A 19027-nucleotide genomic window follows, 5' to 3' on the forward strand; every position below is an offset into this window, starting at 1 on the left:
TGACATGATGAGGCAAGATCTACACAATAAATATTTTAATATTTTATAAAAACAAACAGGCAAGTGGTATCACTTGCCTGTTTATTGGTGCTTTTTAAAGTTTGTAACTTATTGAGCTGCGTCGTTAGTACCTTGTGTTGCATCATCTGATTGGGTATCAGTTGATCCATCTGTAGAACTAACAGCAGGGGCAACAGTTGTATTTTCTGCTGGTTGTGGCTCAGGTTTATCTAATAAACCGAAGCTTAAACGATTTGTCCAACTACGCTCTGACTTTGGAGCTTCAACAGTTGTTTTTTCTGGTTCTTCAGTTTCTTCTTTATTCGAATTACCAATTAAACCAAAGCTTACGCGATTGAGGAAACCACGTTTTGGAGCTTCTGCTTCAGCTGTGCTTTCTGGCGTTGCAGCCGTAGATTCACGACCAAAAATACCTAGAGTTGCACGGTTAATCCAATTGCCTTCTTTACGCGCAGCACGCATGTTAACTGTGCCGTCTTTTTTCACCAAGTTAGGGTAATTAAGCTTTAAAACTTCAATATATTGTTGTGAAGTCGCTTTATCACCTAATTGGTTATAACTATAAGCCAAAGTCGCTAATGCTTCTGGAACTTGAGGCGTTTGTGGATAGTGTTCAATTACCCATTGCGAACGCTCTGCAGCTGCGATCCAAGCTTTACGCTTAACGTTAAAGCGTGCAGCAGTCATTTCATTTTCAGCAAGCTCTTGGCCAATAAATTTCATGCGCTGAGCAGCATCAACTGAATATTGGCTACTTGGGAAACGACGAATTAAATCAACAAAATTCTGATAAGCAACTTTTAAATAACTCACATCACGATGAGATTGTTGCAAAGATGTATAGCGCATCAAACTGTCGTAGTTTTGCTCCATATTCGCTACAGCACGAACATAGTACGCATAATCTACATTTGGATGTTGAGGATTTAAACGAATAAAACGTTCAGCTAAGGCAATCGTGCCTTCATAATCTTTTTGTTTAAATTTTGAATATAGAAGTTCAAGTTGTGCTTGTTGTGCGTATTGCCCAGTCGGATAATAAGTATCAATTGCTTCTAAAGACTTGGTCGCATCAAGATATTGACCGCGGTCAAGCGACTTTTGGGCCTTTTCGAAGTAAGCTTGTTCACTAGATTGTGGGCCACTATCGACCACTTCTTTTTTACTTGGATTGCTGCTACAGCCCACAAATGCAGACGCTAAACCTAAAGATAAGGCAAGCATCGTAATTTTATAACGTGGTAGCGACATAAAAACTCCTCTGTTATGTTGGGCAATGAGCTACAATTGCGCTATTAAACCACTTTTATCTCAATGATCAAATGACTTCAGCACAATCTTCAAACACAAACTTATCTGAAACCGACTTCAATTTACTTGAAGATTCTGAGGATGCAGATAACCATACTTCTGATACAACTGCAACACGTTTATCGTTGCAAGTTCAGTTAGATGAAACCTATCTGGGACAACGCATCGATCAGGTTGCGGCCTTGGTGTGGAATGAGTTTTCACGTGAAAAGCTTAAACAATGGTTGAAGGATGGCCATCTGTTGGTGAATGGTAACATTGTCAAGCCTAAGAACCGTTGTGAAGGGACAGAGCTGCTTACACTCGAAGTTGAGCTTGAAGCTCAGACCACGAGTCAACCTGAAAACATTCCACTTAATATTGTCTATGAAGATGACGAAATTTTAGTCATCAACAAGCCAGTCGGCATGGTGGTACATCCAGGGGCTGGCAATAGTTCTGGAACTTTAGTGAATGCCTTGCTTTACCATTTTCCAAAATTGTCGGAACTTTCTCGCGCTGGTTTAGTACATCGTATTGATAAAGATACTAGCGGTTTGTTAGTCGTTGCCAAGAGTCTCGAAGCACAATTTTCTTTAAGTAAACAGTTGGCAAATAAATCGGTTTACCGCGTATACGACTTAGTTGTTTATGGCAATGTTATTGCTGGCGGTACTATTGATGAACCTATCAAACGTCATCCAGTTGACCGTGTGAAAATGGCGATTTTACCGGGCGGGCGCGATGCTGTGACCCATTACAATGTAAAAGAACGCTTTAAAGATTTTACTCGTGTACAAGCTCGTCTTGAAACAGGTCGAACTCATCAGATTCGTGTCCATTTTAGTTATATCGGTTATGGACTGATCGGTGATCAGATTTATATGAACCGTGTACGTGTACCAGCAGGGGCGTCTGAATTACTCATTGATACTTTGCGTGGTTTTAAACGCCAAGCATTGCATGCAGCTAAATTGGGTTTAAAACACCCTCGTACTGGTGAAGAAATGCTATTTGAAGCGCCGTGGCCTGAAGATTTTACACATTTAGTGAATGTGTTACGTTCAGAAAACGCTGCATATTAAGGACGCATATATGGAATTTGTTCAAGGTTTACCTCAAGGCGTATATGTAGGCCAGACACGTGTTCAACATCCTTTGGCATTACCAACGGATCAACTTGAGTTGTCTGGCTTTAATCTGGCTTTACATGTCAACGATGATGCAGGGCGTGTTCAGCAACATCGCATGATATTGCTAGATGAGTTTGCTAAGTTCGGTGTTAAAAAAATGACATGGATGACTCAAACACATAGTACGATTTGCCATACAGTAAATGAACAAATTCCTTTTAAGGCTTTAATTGGTGATGGTTTGGTCACTCAAATCAAAGGTCATGCTTTAATGATGATGACCGCTGATTGTTTACCTGTCGTGTTAGGTAATGCCGAAGGTACTGAAGTCGCAAATTTGCATGCGGGTTGGCGTGGTTTAGCTGGTGGGATTGTTGAAAATACAGTTGCCGCTATGCATAACCCTCCAGCTTGGGCATGGTTAGGAGCTGCGATTAGCCAACCTTGTTTTGAAATTGGGGCTGAAGTAAAGGCTGCTTTTTGTGACAAGTATCCTGAGTTGGAAACAGCTTTTGTTGAGGGAGCAGCTCCAAATAAATTTCATGCAGATTTATATGCAATTGCACGTTTTATTTTGCAGAGTCTAGGTGTGAAAAGGGTTTTAGGCGGAGACCAATGTTCTTATCAACAAAGCGATGAATATTTTTCTTATCGTCGTGATGCGAAGACTGGGCGTATGGCTACCTTTGTTTTTATCTAAGCTTTATAAACATCAGTAAATCCACTCTCTTATTTTGTAGTAATTAAACAAAGTAAGAGAGTTTTTATTTAGCTTAACGATATTGGGATTGTGAAGTGTATCAAAACGCTTCTATTTCATATTTATAGATGTAGGTTTAGCAAGTGTTAATAAAATGATAAAATAGAAAAAATCGCTCAAAATTTTAATCTTATGTCTTTGTCTGAAAAACATCTCTCTATTGTTTACCACAGTCCATATGGTCATACCGCCAAGGTGGCCGCTGCTATTGCTGCTGGTGCAGAGGTGATGGGGGTAAAAGTACATCTAATGAATATTGAGCATATTAATTGGGATGCGCTTGATGCATCACAAGGCATTATTTTTGGATCACCTACCTACATGGGAAGTATGACTGCCGACTTTAAAAAGTTTATGGATAGTACTTCTAAACGATGGAAAGAACGTTTGTGGCAAGGCAAGCTTGCGGCTGGCTTTGCAAATTCAGGTGGATTAAGCGGCGATAAACTCGCGGTATTACAACAATTAAATATTTTTGCCATGCAACATGGGATGCTTTGGTCAGGTTTGCCTTTAATGACCACAGGGCATAGTGAAAAAGATTTAAACCGATTATCTAGTTGTTTGGGCTTAATGACCCAGTCAGATAATGCGCCTGTTGAAATTACTCCTCCACAAGGCGATTTAGATACAGCTAAATGGTTTGGTGAATATATTGCTGGATTGCTTTATCGTATAAGTTAAGTTAAATATTTGATTTTATTTAAATAAATTATTAGTTGTTAATATAATTACAAAAACGTAGTATTTTTTTTGTTCAATTTTTATTATTTTTACCAAATGGTTTATTTGGACAATGATGTCCAAAACTTAATAAATAAAAAAATGGAATAATCATGAAAATTTTTTTAACAGCTCTTTGTCTAAGTTGGGCTAGTTTAAGTTATGCCAATTTAGAATCTGCAAATCTTGTTCAACTCACTGATTCAGAACTTTCTAAAGTTGAAGCTCAGGCACTATTTTCATTTACCTACACTGACCCAAAACAAGCTGATGCTTCGATGAGTCAGCAAAATATTGGCTTTTATAAATTAGGTTTAGAGGCCAATCTTGAACTAAATGCCAATGTTAATAAGTTGCAATTAGGGTGTGGCGGAGTAAACGGTTTAGGTGGGTGTGATATTGATATTGATAACTTAAGTTTAAGTGGTTTAAGCGATACAAGTGAGGGTCGAGCTTCATCTTCGGCTGTTTTTAGTAATCCATTTATTGAATTTGCAATTAAAAATCCAGACAGCGCAGCTTTGAGGGAAATTAAAGGTTTCCGTCTAAGTGCGGAAAAGGTTGTGGGCCTATTGACTATGGGGCTTGAAAATTCAGAAACGCCAAATGGAATTAATAGCTTAAGTGGTTATTTAAAAATTAAAGATACTACTGGTTTAGCTTATACCGCTGCTCGTAATATGTCTTATCAAGATACAGGCAAGACCATTGATGGAACTGTGAATGCATGTATCGGAATTTGTATCCCTTTAGGATTTAATTCATCTGATTATAATTTGCAATTACAACAGACCACTGCACCTATTGTTATTAATGGGCAAGTCATTTCTGGTTCACGAATGAATAATGTCATGCTGAACGGGGTAGCAAATATCGATCAGCTTAATTTCTCAGGAGATCTTAAAGCTTCTATTAATGCTGCACTGGGCTTATTAAATTTACAAAAAAATGTAACAGGTAGCATTACCGGATTAAGAGCTGCATTGACTGTTGATCAAAGTCTTGGATTTATTCATAAAATTGAACTAAACAATCCTTTTTCACTTTCTTTGCAAGGCCAACAAATATTTTGGCCAGGTGCAGATGCAGCAGCGGAACGTGGCTGGTGGATGGCTTTTGATGATGAAATTGATATTGGCAATGTGACGCCAAGTAAACAAATTGAAATAACTAATGACGTTTTAAAGCAAGTGGTCGGCCCAATTAGTGGTTATTTAACCGCAAATCCAGTGAGATGTAATCTTTTAAATTGTTTGTTTGGTGAAGACTTGGCAGTTGGTGAAGTTAAATTACCCAATACGATTGTGAATTTCCCATTGAAAGATTTACAACTTAAAAATCAAACTTTTGCACCGAACTGTTACGGTAATTTAAAATTCTGCTAAATTTAAAGTAACATAAAAAAACCTTTAAAGTTAACTTTAAAGGTTTTTTTATTACTTATGAAATATACGAGCTTTATCACGTTGCCAGTCACGGTCTTTTTCAGTTGCACGTTTGTCATGAAGCTGTTTACCCTTCACAAGTGCAATCTCTAGTTTGACTAAATGACCCTTCCAGTAACACGCTAAAGGAACGCATGAGTAACCTTTCTGGTTAACTGCACCCATTAGGTGTTCAAGCTGACGTCGGGAGAGCAATAGTTTACGGGTACGTGTTGCCTCAGGTACAACATGGGTCGAAGCAGATAATAAAGGCTGAATTTGTGAACCAAGTAAAAATGCTTCGCCATTTTTGAAAATGACATAACTTTCCGTCAAAGTCATACGTCCAGCACGTAAGGATTTTACTTCCCAACCTTGAAGTGACATGCCTGCTTCAAATTTTTCTTCGATAAAATAATCATGACGGGCACGTTTATTTTGTGCGATTGTTCCGCCATTATGTTTCTTTACTACTGTTGCTTTCGCCATAATTCAAACTTCCACAATTATGCCTATTGTGCCGTAAACTGATGCTAAGGTGAAGTTTTTCCTGCACATGAATATTTCGCCTCATGTATAACTTTTGCTAAAATAGGTTCACAATATAATTAGAGTACTAGCGGATGTCTAAAACGCGTGTAATTTATCCTGGAACATTTGACCCCATCACGAATGGACACGTTGATTTAGTTACTAGAGCATCAAGAATGTTTGATGAGGTTGTAGTAGCAATTGCAATTGGACATCATAAAAACCCTTTGTTCAGTCTAGAAGAAAGAGTTGAACTGGCCCAAAGCTCCCTAAGCCACCTATCAAATGTTGAATTTGTCGGCTTTGATGGTCTGCTGGTTAATTTTTTTAGAGAGCAAAAGGCAACAGCAGTACTTCGTGGTTTGAGAGCGGTTTCTGATTTTGAATATGAATTTCAACTTGCCAATATGAACCGTCAACTTGATCCACATTTTGAAGCGGTGTTTTTAACACCATCTGAGCAGTATTCATTTATTTCTTCGACATTGATTCGGGAAATTGCTCGTTTAAAAGGGGATGTAACCAAGTTTGTTCCGCAAGCTGTGGTTGAGGCCTTTGAACGTAAACATCAACAAGGTTGGTAACGTGTCGTTATATATCACCGATGAATGTATAAACTGTGATGTTTGTGAACCAGTTTGCCCGAATGAAGCAATTTTCATGGGTGAAGTGATTTATGAAATTCATCCAGATTTATGCACTGAATGCGTTGGTCATCATGATCAACCGCAATGCCAATTGTTTTGTCCTGTAGATTGTATTCCTAAAGATCCGCAGCATGAGGAAACTGAAGAACAGCTCTTCGACAAATATAAAAAAATAATTGCTCAAAAAAGCACGAGCAATTAGTAAATAAATTTGTTAATATGCGCCCCTGAAGTGAGCTGGATGGTCGCTGCTGTGGAGGTCTTCGTGACTGAAGCAGGGGAGGAAAGTCCGGGCTTCATAGGGCAGGGTGCCAGGTAACGCCTGGGCGGTGAAAGCCGACGGAAAGTGCAGCAGAGAGTAGACCGCCTCATTCGTGAGGTAAGGGTGAAAGGGTGCGGTAAGAGCGCACCGCGTGTCTGGTAACAGTTCACGGCATGGTAAACCCCACCAGAAGCAAGACCAAATAGGAATCCTGAGGTACGGCCCGTACTGGATTCGGGTAGGTCGCTTGAGCGTATGAGTGATTGTACGCCTAGAGGAATGACCATCCTCGACAGAACCCGGCTTATAGGCTCACTTCACCTAATTTATTTAAAAATTTTTCTTGACGTGCATTAAAGAAACTAAGATAATACGCGCACAGTTTTCGGCTATGTAGCTCAGTTGGTTAGAGCACCGCACTCATAATGCGGGGGTCACAAGTTCAAGTCTCGTCATAGCCACCATTTTATAGACCACGCTCCTGCGTGGTCTTTTTTTATGCTCATTTCCCGATAAAGCGTAGTTCTAAAGATCGATTTTATAATAATGCGATGTTGTTTGATTTTTGATTGGCTTATTAATATTTAAAAATTTTATTTCCATTAGCCGAAATAGGTAATAAACATATCTTAATTGCAGTGGAATTGGCATTACACCATTCTTACCGTAAATGCATGAACTCGCAGTACGCAGCGCTGATTTTGAATTACATTATGCCTACCGTTCACCTGAACATGCGGCTTTGTTAGATGAGTTAAAGCAGAAACATGCTGAGCATATGTTTAGTTATGTTGATTCAGAAGGTTGTGCATTAAATTTGGATGAATTGATTTCATCACAACCTAAGGGCACACATGCCTATGGGCCTAAACCAATGATTGATGCTGCGATTGATTGTTGTAACAAGCACCGTTACGCGATGAATATATTCACTGGCAACAATTTGCTTCAACAGTTCCTGAAGATGGTGAGGCGTTTACAGTGGTGCTTGCTAAGTCCAAACAGGAAATTGAAGTGCAAAGTAATGAGACAATTTTACAAGCCATTGAAACATTAAATATTGATGTGGAATGTTTATGCAGAGAAGGGGTTTGCGGTACATGTGAAACGGCTATTTTAGAAGGTGAGGCCGAGCATTTCGATCAATACTTAAGTGATGCAGAAAAGGCTTCACAAAAGAGCATGATGATTTGTGTATCAAGAGCAAAAGGTAAAAAATTGGTATTGGATCTTTAATATATTTCTATGGTCGATCAATTATTTAAAACACAAATTTGCTAAAAAATGAACAAATAATAATGAACTGAATCTTATTTGTTCATTTGATGGGATTTAGTGGTTTTGAACTCTTGACCTGTTCTGTAGAACTATAGATAATGCGCACACAGTTTACGGCTATGTAGCTCAGTTGGTTAGAGCACCGCACTCATAATGCGGGGGTCACAAGTTCAAGTCTCGTCATAGCCACCATTTTAAAAACCATGCTCATGCATGGTTTCTTTTTGTCTTTTTTTACTCATTAAAATGTTTTTCAATAATATTGAGTGTTTTTGAGCTTTGATAAAAAGGAGCTAAAATCGTTTGAAGTAACGGTTCTAAAATACCGTGTTCATTAAAGGCATTCATGACCTTAGGGTAAAAACGTAAGGCTTCAGTTTGTAAATCGGTTTCAGTTAAACCAATCTCACTTAATACTTCAAATAAACTTTCGTTTTTATAAAAGTCATAAAAAACTTCTACACCATACAGAATAAGATCTTGCATAAATTGTGACTGGCGTAATTCTTTCCAGTATTCGTAAATTAAAACAAAGAACTCTTCAACATCAAGAGGAGTTAATTGCTTCATAAACTCATACATTTTTTTATGTCTAAGATCTTCCCATACATGTCGTATCAGACTTTCTAAATCTTCACTCGATAAAAGACTTAATTCTGTGAGTTGCTCATGAATAAAGCTAGCAATCCAAGTTTCAAGTTTATGCTCAAGACGTTGTTGCTGTAGAAAGGAGAATTTTTTGAGTTTATGTTGCCACTCAAAGTGGTAGTCATCAACTCTAGATGTGCTTAGAAATTTTGGTAATTTTTGTTCTAAGGTTGAGGTTGCAATATATTGGCAAAGTTGTTGTACAGAAGGACTGCTTCTTAAAAACTGATTGAGATAAAGAGGAATATGTTCCATTTCTAAAAATTTGGAGAGCCACATCTCAAATTGGTGGTCAGATACCAAATCTTGTAGCTGAATTGGAGATTTCATGGCAGATAGATAAATACGCTGCGCAATTTCCCCAATAAACTCAAGTAAACCAGCACCTAGCTGCATTTCAAAAGCATAACGTTTCACAACGGCTTGTAGTTGCTCTAAATCAACAACTTCATGAAGTTTTATTTCATCAGCATGTTGCATAAAGAGTTGAATGAACTGCTGGAAATAAATAGGTGAGTTTTCTATAGATAATTGTTTTTTGAAAAATTCCACCTGCTCAAGCAAAAGTGCTTGAGCAAGTGCTGTATTTTTTGATGAGTTTTTCTGCTCAGTCATTCGCTGTCCAACCGTTGACAATCGGATAACGTCGTTCACGACTAAATGCACGAGAAGTAATTCTCGGCCCAATCGCGCCTTGACGACGTTTATATTCATTACGATCAACTAAACGGATGACTTTTTCAACTACTTCTTTATCAAAACCTTTGGCAATAATATCTGCCTGACTTAAATCTTCTTCAATGTATGCGTAAAGAATGGCATCTAATACATCATATGCTGGTAAAGAGTCTTGGTCTTTTTGGTCTGGGCGAAGTTCTGCTGAAGGTGGACGAGTAATAACACGTTCAGGAATAACAGGAGTTTCACTTAAGCTATTGCGGTATTTCGCTAATTCAAACACGATAGTTTTATAAACATCTTTTAGAACTGCAAAACCACCAACCATATCACCGTAAAGTGTACAGTAGCCAACTGAAAGCTCAGACTTGTTACCAGTAGCGAGTACTAAATTACCAAATTTGTTTGATAAGCCCATGAGTAATGTGCCGCGTGCGCGCGCTTGTAAGTTCTCTTCGGTTGCATCTGCTGGTGAGTTGCCAAAGAAAGGATACAAGGTTTGCATAAAGCTATTTACAACTGAATGTATTTCAGCGATACCGAAAGTTACACCCATACGACGAGCTTGTTCTGCTGCATCTTCAACACTAATTTGAGAAGTGTAAGTATAAGGCATCATTACAGCTTGTACTTTTTCTGCACCGATTGCATCAACGGCAATTGCGAGTGTAAGGGCAGAGTCAATACCGCCAGATAAGCCTAAAATTACACCTGGGAAGCCTGAGCGCTCTACATAATCACGTGTTGCCAGCACTAAGCCTTGATAGATCTCTGCAAATGTTTCTAAAGCAGGAGCTGATTCTGTGACTTTAAATGATTTGTTTTCATGGTCAAATTCAGCAATATAGAGGTCTTCTTTAAAGCTCGGTGCTTGTAAAGCAATTTCACCATTTTTATTGCTGACAAAACTTGTGCCATCAAAAATTAAATCATCTTGTCCGCCCACTTGGTTAACGTACACAATGTTTAGATGGAGTTGTTTTGCAAGTTCACTCAAGGTTTGTGTGCGGTGTTGTGGTTTACCGACTTCATATGGTGATGCATTCAATACAAGAACGGTATCAACATTTAATTGGCTTAACTGTTTTACGGTATTAAGTGACCAGATATCTTCACAAATCAATACGCCAAACTTATGTCCAAGATATTCAAACACCAAATGCTGATGCCCTTTTTGGAAATAACGTTTTTCATCAAAGACGCCGTAGTTTGGTAAATTGTGTTTGTTAAAAACACCCAAAACTTGACCATCTTTCATGACAGCAGCTGAATTATAACGTTGACCATCTTCTGTCTGGTTCACAAATCCGAAAACCATGACAATATCTTTAACTTCGGCAAGTTGAGCAAAAGCCTTTTGCATACGTTTATTTAAATTTGGACGTAGCAGTAAGTCTTCAGCTGGATAACCAATAACAGAAAGCTCGGGAAAAATAATCAGGTCAGCGTTTTGTTTTTTCGCCTGATTTACTTGCTCAATCATCTTTTTGGTGTTTGAGTCAATATTGCCAATATGCGGAGAAAACTGAGCAAGGGCAACTTTAAAACTTTTCATTCAAACCTAATCCTAGATCATAACGAATATAGATACACACAGTGTTGATTTTTATAAATATAATTTTTCAACGATGTGTATGGTGCGATAGTAAACAATTAAAATAGTAAACAAAAATGTCAAGATCAATAATATATACCAATCACATATTTTCTGCGTAAAAATAACGAGATTTTCTGTATAGAATAGAAACAGGCTTCATTATTTTTATTGTTTGTATACTGCCTTATCAGAAGCTAATTTGGAATAAGCGCGTTATACTTTTTTCAATAATTTGAATTAAATAAGAGTGATTTTCTAGTTTAAGTAAGTATTTCTGATTTATAAGAATTCTCATTTACATTAAGTAAAAAACGTTACGTTCAAAGAAAGACTGATTATTTAGTTACAAATGAAGTTGAGGAGAACAGATAATATTTGGGATTTTTCCAGAGCAAATGTCACGGGCAATTTCACCTTGTTGCTCAATATTATACGTGCTAAATGCCTTATGGGGAGAGTAGGTGTATTTATAGGGATTGTATTTTTTAAAGCTAAGATAATAGGCCGATTGCAACAATGCGCCTTTAACTAGTACATGAATACCTTTTTGATATTGCATGACATGAGTGAGTTCGTGAATAAAAATACCCTGCATAAATTTAGATTCTAGAGCGTAATTTTCACTGTAATCGGAAGAATTAACATAGATATTTCCGTTTGGTGCCATAAAAATACCGCAAGATTGCCAAGGAAGGTAGCGAGTAGCAATAATTTTAGGTTGCTCACAATTGAGCATGTCACCGAAAATGAGTTGTGCTAATACTTTTTCTTGAGCAGTTAAATATCTAATCGGATAGTTTTTTAAGTGACGAAAAATAAAAAGCGTAAGACGTATAAATTGTTGTTGGGTTGAGCGTTTAAGGGCAGTAAGGATTAGCATAGCTTTGCCATTAAATGAGTTCATTTATCTCTTTAGAATAGTATAGATTACTCATTAGTAAATAAAGAGTCAGATTGATTCATTGTATACAACCTTAAGAAAACATTGATTTTATGCTTTTGATTGAACAAAGGTGAATATAGGAATCACTCTGAGAGTTCTTAGGGTCTAAATCAAAAAAATTGTCTAAAAAGCAAAAGCCCCAGTTAAAACTGAGGCTTTACGACAACTAAAATAATAACTGCAAATAAAATTAAGGTTGGCATTTCATTAAAGAAGCGCCAGAACTTATGTGATTTGTAGTGAGCATTTCCGATAAGTTTTTTACGGTAGTAGCCACATGCCAAATGATAGATGACTAATAAAGCAACTAATCCGACTTTAAGGTAAAACCATGTTGCCTGATGGTAATGTCGAGTTGCATCGCCCCAATCTACAAGAAAGTGGGCTGTAATTAATGTGGCAATCATAGAAGGCCACATAATTCCGCGATACAGCTTACGTTCCATTACTTCAAAGCGTTGATGACTAGCAGCATCTTCACTCATGGCGTGGTAAACATATAGCCGTGGTAAGTAGAACAAAGCAGCGAACCAACAAACCACAGCAATAATATGTAATGCTTTTACCCACAAAAAAGCATCAGAAGGTGCATCCATCGATAATCCTACGTGGGATTATGCATCCCACTTTTTGAAAATAAGGCAAGCGTTAACACCGCCAAAGCCAAAACTGTTACTCATTACAGTATTCAATTTTGCATCACGTTTTTCAAGTACGATATCAAAAGGTTTTGCGCCTTCATCAAGTTCAGTCACATTGATGTTTGGTGCAATAAAGTCATTTTGCATCATTAGAACAGAGTAGATAGCTTCTTGTACGCCAGCTGCACCTAAGCTATGACCTGTCATAGATTTAGTTGAGCTAAGAGGAGGTACATTGCCTTCGCCAAATGCACGTTCCATTGCTTTAAGTTCAGTAATGTCACCAGCTGGAGTAGACGTACCATGTGTATTTACATAGTCAATTTTGTCTACGCCATGTTGCTTAGCTTCTTCAAGCGCCATTAATACACAACGTGTAGCACCTTCACCGCTTGGAGCAACCATGTCTGCGCCATCGCTGTTTGCAGCATAACCAACGACTTCAGCTAGAATGTTGGCACCACGTGCTTGAGCGTGTTCAAGTGATTCAAGTACAACAAAACCACCACCGCCAGCAATAACGAAACCATCACGGTCTGCTGAATATGGGCGAGATGCTGTTTCTGGAGTTTCGTTATATTTTGAGCAAAGTGCACCCATTGCATCAAACAATAAACTTTGAGACCAATGATCTTCTTCACCACCACCAGCAAGCATAAGGTCTTGTTTGCCGAGTTGAATCAGGTTATACGCATAACCAATTGCGTCAGCAGAAGTTGCACAAGCACTTGTAATGGTATGAGCAATACCTTGCAATTTAAATGCAACACCTACGTTTGCAGTAATAGTGTTTGACATGTTGCGTGGTACGAAGAAAGGTCCTACTTTACGAGCACCTTTAGTCTCTAAAAGCTCTGTCATTTCAACAACAGAGGCAGTTGAACCACCACCTGAACCGCCTGCGATACCGTAACGTGGATTCCCACCAATTTGCTCAGCAGTAAGACCTGCATGTTCAACAGCAGCTACAGCAGCATTGTAAGCGTACATTGCACATACGCCCATAAAGCGTTTTAACTTACGGTCAATATGATCAAAATCTTGGTCTGCAGCAGCACTCACATGACTTTTAAAATTGAGTTCAGCATAAGTTGGGTTAAAACGTGTCCCGGAGATTCCATTTTGAAGTGAATGAGTAACTGCTTCTAAAGAGTTACCGATACATGAGTTAATACCCATACCAGTGATTACAACACGTTTCATCTACAGGTCCCTTTATGGTGATATTAAGAGTCTAGCGTGATCAACAGCTACGAAAACGAATAGGAGAATATAGCTGTAAGAAAACAAGACTCATGTTTTTTCGTTGTTAACATGATAGCAGAAAGGATTTTTATTTCTTATGGCAAATCTTTATGACAATTTTACATTTAAAAAAAATAACTAAATACATGGTATGTTGCATTTAGGGTTAACTAAAATACACACATTCAAGTTGAGATAAATCCACATTCCACCTAGTATTTATGTCTAATTAGATAAATTAAAAAATCGAGGTACTTGATGACAAAATTTAATAATAATCAATCTGACAATTTGTTTTCTCAGGTCTTCGGAGTGGCTAAAAAGCTCAGTTCTACAGGATTGAGTATCTTACAACAGAACCAATCAGGTGATGTCAGTAAGGTAATTGAACCAATTCCAACTGGTAAAACGGTTGAAGGAAAATCGAGAACAAAAAGCCCATTTGAAGTTGAGCAATATGAAAGTCCTCAACAAATGCTACGTGAACAATTGCCGAAAGTAACTCGGCAGGTCTTTGGGCGACATTTTACAAAAGTAAATGGTGTGGCTACATTTCTTTCCCCAAATTGGGATGAAAAAATCTCAGGCTATTTATTTGATTGGCTGAATGACTTTAGTTCAAAAAGCACCTTAACTGAAAAAATCTTAGAAGAGGCGGGTGCTAAAGATTTGTTTGAGCTAACTAAGGATACGGGCCGTTCTCAGCGTTTAAGTCAGGCGCTCATCGAGCAAAATAAATTAATTGCGACAATACAAGGGGCAATTACTGGCGTATCGGGTGTGGTTGGTGCTGCTGTAGATATTCCTGTTTCACTTGTGTTGGTTTTAAGAACGATTTATCAGACTGGAAGATCACATGGCTTTGATCTTCTGGAAGTTACAGACCAAGATGTTGTCGAATTTATTTTTAAAGAAGTTGATATTAGCCTGATTGCCGAAAAGCAAACTCTATTATTGGCTTTAAAAACATTGCGGAATATGTTGGAAACACAAGATATTCATCAATTTCAGCAAGTGTTAGGTTCAACTACTGATTTAGATACTTTAAAGAAATGGCTAGTTGATGAAGATGGGGAGTTTAAATGGAGTTGGTTAAATCGTATTCCTAAACTCTCAGCCTTTGGCAAAGTTACACCAGTTGCTGGCGCTGTTTTAAGCGCTGTATATAGTTGGAAACTACAAGAAGATGTTGGTCATAAAGCACAGGCTATCTTTGGGGCTGCAAGACATTATTTAAATGAACATCCAAGTGAGCATTTATCTCCGCTACAGGCTTATTATGCTGCGGTTACGCTTATCCAGAAAGCTAGTCCACGTCTTTTAAATGTGGGAGAAGATGGCAATATTCATGCTGCACATCATCATAAAGTAGAAAATCATGATGTCATTTCAAAAGTATCTATTGTCTTAAAGCCTACTGAAGGTAAAAAGAGTGAAGAGAAAATTCAGGAAAATGTTCATCAAGGTATCGAGCAACTTGTTGATAAACATGTAGAAGAACATGAGCATACAGAGCAAAAACCAGCTCTAACTCCTGACGAAGATGAAGAAGAGTTGGAGGGTAAAAAATATTCTTAACAATACGCTTACAAATAAGAGCTTTAAAAATAAAATCTGAACTCTATTTAAATTTGTAAGTTATCCTGTCAAAGATTGATATGGTCAACATTTGGTACGTATTGCCGTGTTGACCATTTTTGCATCTTAGCTTACAATTATGTGCCCTTAAAAAGAGGTATTTTCTTTTTAAGGTTTTTTAATAACGGGAGAATTGCCATATGGCAACAACGAATCAGTTGATCCGTAAGGGTCGTACGACTTTGGTTGAAAAATCCAAAGTTCCTGCGTTGAAGGCTTGTCCACAACGTCGTGGTGTTTGTACACGTGTTTATACAACTACACCTAAAAAACCTAACTCAGCTATGCGTAAGGTTTGCCGTGTTCGCTTAACTTCAGGTTTTGAAGTATCTAGCTACATCGGTGGTGAAGGTCATAACCTACAAGAGCACAGTGTTGTTCTTATCCGTGGTGGTCGTGTTAAAGACTTACCAGGTGTACGTTACCATACCGTTCGTGGTTCATTAGACTGTGCTGGTGTTAAAGATCGTAATCAATCACGTTCTAAATACGGTACTAAGCGTCCTAAGAAGTAATTCTAGGAAACTAGTCCAATAAGCCCTTTAGCGTTTCGCTTGTTTGAATTCTTCATAGATTTGTAATTCAAGCGACGTATAGTAAGGCCAGCGTCGTGTACATGACACTTGTACAAACTGCTGGATTATCCTGAAGTGTCATATTATTAGGTGTATTAAAATGCCAAGACGTCGCGTAGTCGCTGCTCGTGAGATCCTTCCAGATCCAAAATTTAGCAGCCAAACAATCGCTAAATTCATGAACCACGTAATGCAAGATGGTAAAAAATCTGTTGCTGAAGGTATCGTTTACGGTGCTTTAGAACGTGTTCAAGAAAAAAACAAAGTAGACCCAGTTGAATTTTTCGAGACTACTCTTGAAAAAGTTCGTCCTATGGTTGAAGTAAAAGCACGCCGTGTTGGTGGTGCTACTTATCAAGTACCTATGGAAGTACGCCCATCCCGTCGTACTGCCTTAGCAATGCGTTGGTTAGTAGATGCTGCTGCTAAGCGTTCTGAAAAAACGATGGCTTTACGTCTTGCTGGTGAGTTGCTTGATGCAGCTGAAGGTAAAGGTTCAGCAATCAAAAAACGTGAAGACGTGCATCGTATGGCTGAAGCCAACAAAGCCTTCTCTCACTACCGTTTCTAAGCGGATAAAACAGTCCCTAATCAGGAGAATATTCATGCGTACAGCAGCTCGATTCAACATTGCTCTTTATCAAAGTGGGAGCTTTGCGGGTATTTAAGTTGCCTGCTTGGATATTTGTGCGCATCAATTTAATTGATGCGTCCTGTTTTAAATATAACATTTAGGAATGTAGACATAATGGCTCGCCAAACCCCAATTAGTAATTACCGTAACATCGGTATTTCTGCGCACATCGACGCAGGTAAAACAACTACAACAGAACGTATTTTGTTCTACACAGGTGTATCTCACAAAATTGGTGAAGTACATGATGGTGCAGCAACAATGGACTGGATGGAACAAGAGCAAGAGCGCGGTATTACAATTACCTCGGCTGCTACAACTTGTTTCTGGTCTGGTATGGGTAACCAATTCGAACAACACCGTATCAACGTAATTGACACCCCGGGACACGTAGACTTCACAATTGAAGTTGAACGTTCTATGCGTGTTCTTGACGGTGCGTGCATGGTTTACTGTGCAGTTGGTGGCGTACAACCTCAGTCTGAAACTGTATGGCGTCAAGCAAACAAATATAAAGTGCCTCGTTTAGCATTCGTGAACAAGATGGACCGTACTGGTGCAAACTTCTTCCGTGCTGTTGAGCAAGTTAAAACTCGTTTAGGTGGTAATCCTGTACCTATCGTTGTGCCAATTGGTGCAGAAGATACGTTTGCTGGTGTTGTTGACCTTATCGAAATGAAAGCGATTATCTGGGATGAAGCATCTCAAGGTATGAAGTTCGAATACGGTGATATTCCTGCTGACCTCGTTGATATTTCGAACGATTGGCGTACTAAGATGGTTGAAGCTGCGGCTGAAGCATCTGAAGAGTTAATGGACAAATACTTAGAAGAAGGCGATCTTTCTAAAGAAGAAATCATTGCTGGTCTTCGTGCTCGTACATTAGCATCTGAAATCCAAGTTATGCTTTGTGGTTCAGCGTTCAAGAACAAAGGTGTTCAACGTATGTTGGATGCTGTAATTCAATTCTTACCTTCTCCAACAGAAGTTAAAGCAATTGAAGGTATTCTTGACGACAAAGCTGAAACTAAAGCATCTCGTGAAGCATCTGACGAAGCTCCGTTCTCTGCGTTAGCGTTCAAAATCATGAACGACAAATTCGTAGGTAACTTAACTTTCGTACGTGTTTATTCTGGTGTTCTTAAACAAGGTGATCCGGTTTATAACCCAGTTAAATCTAAGCGTGAACGTATCGGTCGTATCGTGCAAATGCATGCGAACGAACGTCAAGATCTTGATGAAATCCGTGCAGGTGATATCGCAGCGTGTGTAGGTCTTAAAGACGTTACTACTGGTGATACATTATGTGATGAGAAAAACATCATTACACTTGAGCGTATGGAATTCCCAGAGCCAGTAATTTCATTGGCTGTTGAACCAAAAACTAAAGCTGACCAAGAAAAAATGTCAATTGCTTTAGGTCGTTTGGCTAAAGAAGATCCATCGTTCCGCGTTCGTACAGACGAAGAATCTGGTCAAACAATTATTGCTGGTATGGGTGAGCTTCACCTTGACATCATCGTTGACCGTATGAAGCGTGAATTCGGTGTTGAAGCGAACATTGGTAAACCAATGGTTGCTTACCGCGAAACAATCAAAAAGACTGTTGAGCAAGAAGGTAAGTTCGTTCGTCAAACAGGTGGTAAAGGTAAATTCGGTCATGTATATGTTCGTTTAGAGCCTATGGATGTTGAAGAAGCTGGTAAAGAATACCAATTCGCTGAAGAAGTTGTCGGCGGTACTGTACCTAAAGAATTCTTTGGTGCGGTTGACAAAGGTATTCAAGAACGTATGAAGAATGGTGTATTAGCTGGTTACCCTGTTGTGGGTATCAAAGCGACATTATTTGATGGTTCTTACCATGATGTCGATTCTGATGAATTGTCGTTCAAAATGGCTGGTTCGTACGCTTTCCGTGACGGTTTCATGAAAGCTGATCCTATCCTTCTTGAACCAATCATGAAAGTTGAAGTAGAAACTCCAGAAGACTACATGGGCGATATCATGGGTGACTTAAACCGTCGTCGTGGTATGGTTCAAGGTATGGATGATCTTCCTGGTGGAACAAAAGCAATTAAAGCAGAAGTTCCATTGGCTGAGATGTTTGGTTACGCGACTCAAATGCGTTCTATGTCTCAAGGTCGTGCGACTTATTCTATGGAATTCGCTAAATACGCTGAAACTCCACGTAACGTGGCTGAAGGCATCATCGCTAAGTTCCAGACTGGCGGTAAAAAAGGTGACGACGAGTAATCTTTCGATTACTATAAGCCCAAACTAATTCTTAGTTAAAAACCAAGCGCTCGTGCAGTGACCCTGCATGAGCAGTTTATAAAGGAAGATCATCATGGCTAAAGCC

At 38.7% G+C, this 19027-nt stretch carries 17 protein-coding genes, 2 tRNA genes, 1 other RNA gene and 1 pseudogene; 14 read left to right on the plus strand and 7 right to left on the minus strand.

The genetic code is table 11. The features are described from left to right. Nucleotides 1-108: 108 nt before the first annotated feature. Nucleotides 109-1272 carry an outer membrane protein assembly factor BamD gene (locus FY048_RS16240; RefSeq protein ID WP_446091819.1) on the minus strand — a complete coding sequence of 388 codons (1164 nt, stop codon included), beginning with the start codon at nucleotides 1270-1272 and terminating at the stop codon, nucleotides 109-111. 71 nt (nucleotides 1273-1343) lie between these two features. Here FY048_RS16240 and rluD point away from each other — a divergent pair, with 71 nt between their 5' ends. The 4 genes from rluD to FY048_RS16260 all read left to right on the plus strand — a co-directional run bounded on the left by rluD (nucleotide 1344) and on the right by FY048_RS16260 (nucleotide 5312). Beyond that, nucleotides 1344-2396 carry a 23S rRNA pseudouridine(1911/1915/1917) synthase RluD gene (rluD, locus tag FY048_RS16245; RefSeq protein ID WP_446091820.1) on the plus strand — a complete coding sequence of 351 codons (1053 nt, stop codon included), beginning with the start codon at nucleotides 1344-1346 and terminating at the stop codon, nucleotides 2394-2396. Nucleotides 2397-2406: 10 nt separating this feature from the next. After that, nucleotides 2407-3144 (plus strand): peptidoglycan editing factor PgeF, encoded by a 738-nt coding sequence (pgeF, locus tag FY048_RS16250; protein WP_446091821.1) that lies wholly within the window; start codon nucleotides 2407-2409, stop codon nucleotides 3142-3144. A gap of 192 nt (nucleotides 3145-3336) precedes the next feature. Further along, nucleotides 3337-3888, plus strand: a complete 552-nt coding sequence (locus FY048_RS16255; protein WP_446091822.1) for a flavodoxin family protein — start codon at nucleotides 3337-3339, stop codon at nucleotides 3886-3888. Nucleotides 3889-4040: 152 nt separating this feature from the next. Next, nucleotides 4041-5312: a hypothetical protein gene (locus FY048_RS16260; protein WP_446091823.1), complete on the plus strand. Its 1272-nt coding sequence runs from the start codon at nucleotides 4041-4043 to the stop codon at nucleotides 5310-5312. Nucleotides 5313-5363: 51 nt separating this feature from the next. On the opposite strand, the gene smpB is transcribed toward FY048_RS16260, so the two are convergent. Continuing rightward, nucleotides 5364-5840 (minus strand): SsrA-binding protein SmpB, encoded by a 477-nt coding sequence (gene smpB, locus FY048_RS16265; protein WP_004641603.1) that lies wholly within the window; start codon nucleotides 5838-5840, stop codon nucleotides 5364-5366. A 134-nt stretch (nucleotides 5841-5974) separates the two neighbouring features. Here smpB and coaD point away from each other — a divergent pair, with 134 nt between their 5' ends. The 6 genes and pseudogenes from coaD to FY048_RS16295 all read left to right on the plus strand — a co-directional run bounded on the left by coaD (nucleotide 5975) and on the right by FY048_RS16295 (nucleotide 8261). Further along, complete coding sequence (gene coaD / locus FY048_RS16270; RefSeq protein ID WP_016139061.1) at nucleotides 5975-6466, plus strand: pantetheine-phosphate adenylyltransferase; 492 nt, start codon at nucleotides 5975-5977, stop codon at nucleotides 6464-6466. 1 nt (nucleotide 6467) lies between these two features. Beyond that, nucleotides 6468-6731 (plus strand): YfhL family 4Fe-4S dicluster ferredoxin, encoded by a 264-nt coding sequence (locus FY048_RS16275; RefSeq protein WP_446091824.1) that lies wholly within the window; start codon nucleotides 6468-6470, stop codon nucleotides 6729-6731. Nucleotides 6732-6758: 27 nt separating this feature from the next. Further along, nucleotides 6759-7114: RNase P RNA component class A (rnpB, locus tag FY048_RS16280), an RNA gene on the plus strand. Nucleotides 7115-7178: 64 nt separating this feature from the next. After that, nucleotides 7179-7255: transfer RNA gene (locus FY048_RS16285), tRNA-Met, on the plus strand. 123 nt (nucleotides 7256-7378) lie between these two features. Next, nucleotides 7379-8027: pseudogene (gene cntB, locus FY048_RS16290) on the plus strand (carnitine monooxygenase, reductase subunit CntB); the annotation flags it as partial. Between the two features lie 157 nt (nucleotides 8028-8184). Then, nucleotides 8185-8261: transfer RNA gene (locus FY048_RS16295), tRNA-Met, on the plus strand. A gap of 42 nt (nucleotides 8262-8303) precedes the next feature. Here FY048_RS16295 and FY048_RS16300 read toward each other — a convergent pair. From FY048_RS16300 to FY048_RS16320, 5 genes are all read right to left on the minus strand, one after another. Further along, on the minus strand, nucleotides 8304-9332 hold the full coding sequence (locus FY048_RS16300; protein ID WP_446091825.1) for a hypothetical protein: 1029 nt from the start codon (nucleotides 9330-9332) through the stop codon (nucleotides 8304-8306). Then, nucleotides 9325-10950, minus strand: coding sequence for an NAD+ synthase (locus FY048_RS16305; protein WP_446091826.1), 1626 nt, complete (start codon nucleotides 10948-10950; stop codon nucleotides 9325-9327). The genes FY048_RS16300 and FY048_RS16305 overlap by 8 nt, the downstream gene beginning before the upstream one ends. Nucleotides 10951-11335: 385 nt before the next feature. Then, a complete protein-coding gene (locus FY048_RS16310; RefSeq protein ID WP_446091827.1) occupies nucleotides 11336-11896 on the minus strand; it encodes a hypothetical protein in 561 nt (186 codons plus the stop codon). A gap of 182 nt (nucleotides 11897-12078) precedes the next feature. Then, entirely contained in the window at nucleotides 12079-12531 is a 453-nt protein-coding gene (gene hemJ / locus FY048_RS16315) for a protoporphyrinogen oxidase HemJ (protein ID WP_446091828.1), read from the minus strand. Between the two features lie 18 nt (nucleotides 12532-12549). Continuing rightward, nucleotides 12550-13779, minus strand: a complete 1230-nt coding sequence (locus FY048_RS16320; protein ID WP_336169341.1) for a beta-ketoacyl synthase N-terminal-like domain-containing protein — start codon at nucleotides 13777-13779, stop codon at nucleotides 12550-12552. Between the two features lie 300 nt (nucleotides 13780-14079). Between FY048_RS16320 and FY048_RS16325 the strand changes: the two genes are divergently transcribed. From FY048_RS16325 to fusA, 4 genes are all read left to right on the plus strand, one after another. Then, the gene (locus tag FY048_RS16325; protein ID WP_446091829.1) at nucleotides 14080-15399 is read left to right on the plus strand and encodes an EcsC family protein; all 1320 of its coding nucleotides are present in this window, start codon (nucleotides 14080-14082) and stop codon (nucleotides 15397-15399) included. 200 nt (nucleotides 15400-15599) lie between these two features. After that, nucleotides 15600-15974: a 30S ribosomal protein S12 gene (rpsL, locus tag FY048_RS16330; RefSeq protein ID WP_002050319.1), complete on the plus strand. Its 375-nt coding sequence runs from the start codon at nucleotides 15600-15602 to the stop codon at nucleotides 15972-15974. A gap of 160 nt (nucleotides 15975-16134) precedes the next feature. Continuing rightward, on the plus strand, nucleotides 16135-16605 hold the full coding sequence (rpsG, locus tag FY048_RS16335) for a 30S ribosomal protein S7 (RefSeq protein ID WP_003653285.1): 471 nt from the start codon (nucleotides 16135-16137) through the stop codon (nucleotides 16603-16605). 177 nt (nucleotides 16606-16782) lie between these two features. Continuing rightward, the gene (gene fusA / locus FY048_RS16340) at nucleotides 16783-18921 is read left to right on the plus strand and encodes an elongation factor G (RefSeq protein WP_016139053.1); all 2139 of its coding nucleotides are present in this window, start codon (nucleotides 16783-16785) and stop codon (nucleotides 18919-18921) included. Nucleotides 18922-19027 lie beyond the last annotated feature (106 nt).

Source organism: Acinetobacter sp. 1124_18A, assembly GCF_052824995.1.

Coding starts and splice junctions, on each gene's coding strand:
- FY048_RS16240 (WP_446091819.1), bottom strand. CDS start 1,272: ATGTCGCTACCACGTTATAAAATTACGATGCTTGCCTTATCTTTAGGT.
- rluD (WP_446091820.1), top strand. CDS start 1,344: ATGACTTCAGCACAATCTTCAAACACAAACTTATCTGAAACCGACTTC.
- pgeF (WP_446091821.1), top strand. CDS start 2,407: ATGGAATTTGTTCAAGGTTTACCTCAAGGCGTATATGTAGGCCAGACA.
- FY048_RS16255 (WP_446091822.1), top strand. CDS start 3,337: ATGTCTTTGTCTGAAAAACATCTCTCTATTGTTTACCACAGTCCATAT.
- FY048_RS16260 (WP_446091823.1), top strand. CDS start 4,041: ATGAAAATTTTTTTAACAGCTCTTTGTCTAAGTTGGGCTAGTTTAAGT.
- smpB (WP_004641603.1), bottom strand. CDS start 5,840: ATGGCGAAAGCAACAGTAGTAAAGAAACATAATGGCGGAACAATCGCA.
- coaD (WP_016139061.1), top strand. CDS start 5,975: ATGTCTAAAACGCGTGTAATTTATCCTGGAACATTTGACCCCATCACG.
- FY048_RS16300 (WP_446091825.1), bottom strand. CDS start 9,332: ATGACTGAGCAGAAAAACTCATCAAAAAATACAGCACTTGCTCAAGCA.
- FY048_RS16305 (WP_446091826.1), bottom strand. CDS start 10,950: ATGAAAAGTTTTAAAGTTGCCCTTGCTCAGTTTTCTCCGCATATTGGC.
- FY048_RS16310 (WP_446091827.1), bottom strand. CDS start 11,896: ATGAACTCATTTAATGGCAAAGCTATGCTAATCCTTACTGCCCTTAAA.
- hemJ (WP_446091828.1), bottom strand. CDS start 12,531: ATGGATGCACCTTCTGATGCTTTTTTGTGGGTAAAAGCATTACATATT.
- FY048_RS16320 (WP_336169341.1), bottom strand. CDS start 13,779: ATGAAACGTGTTGTAATCACTGGTATGGGTATTAACTCATGTATCGGT.
- FY048_RS16325 (WP_446091829.1), top strand. CDS start 14,080: ATGACAAAATTTAATAATAATCAATCTGACAATTTGTTTTCTCAGGTC.
- rpsL (WP_002050319.1), top strand. CDS start 15,600: ATGGCAACAACGAATCAGTTGATCCGTAAGGGTCGTACGACTTTGGTT.
- rpsG (WP_003653285.1), top strand. CDS start 16,135: ATGCCAAGACGTCGCGTAGTCGCTGCTCGTGAGATCCTTCCAGATCCA.
- fusA (WP_016139053.1), top strand. CDS start 16,783: ATGGCTCGCCAAACCCCAATTAGTAATTACCGTAACATCGGTATTTCT.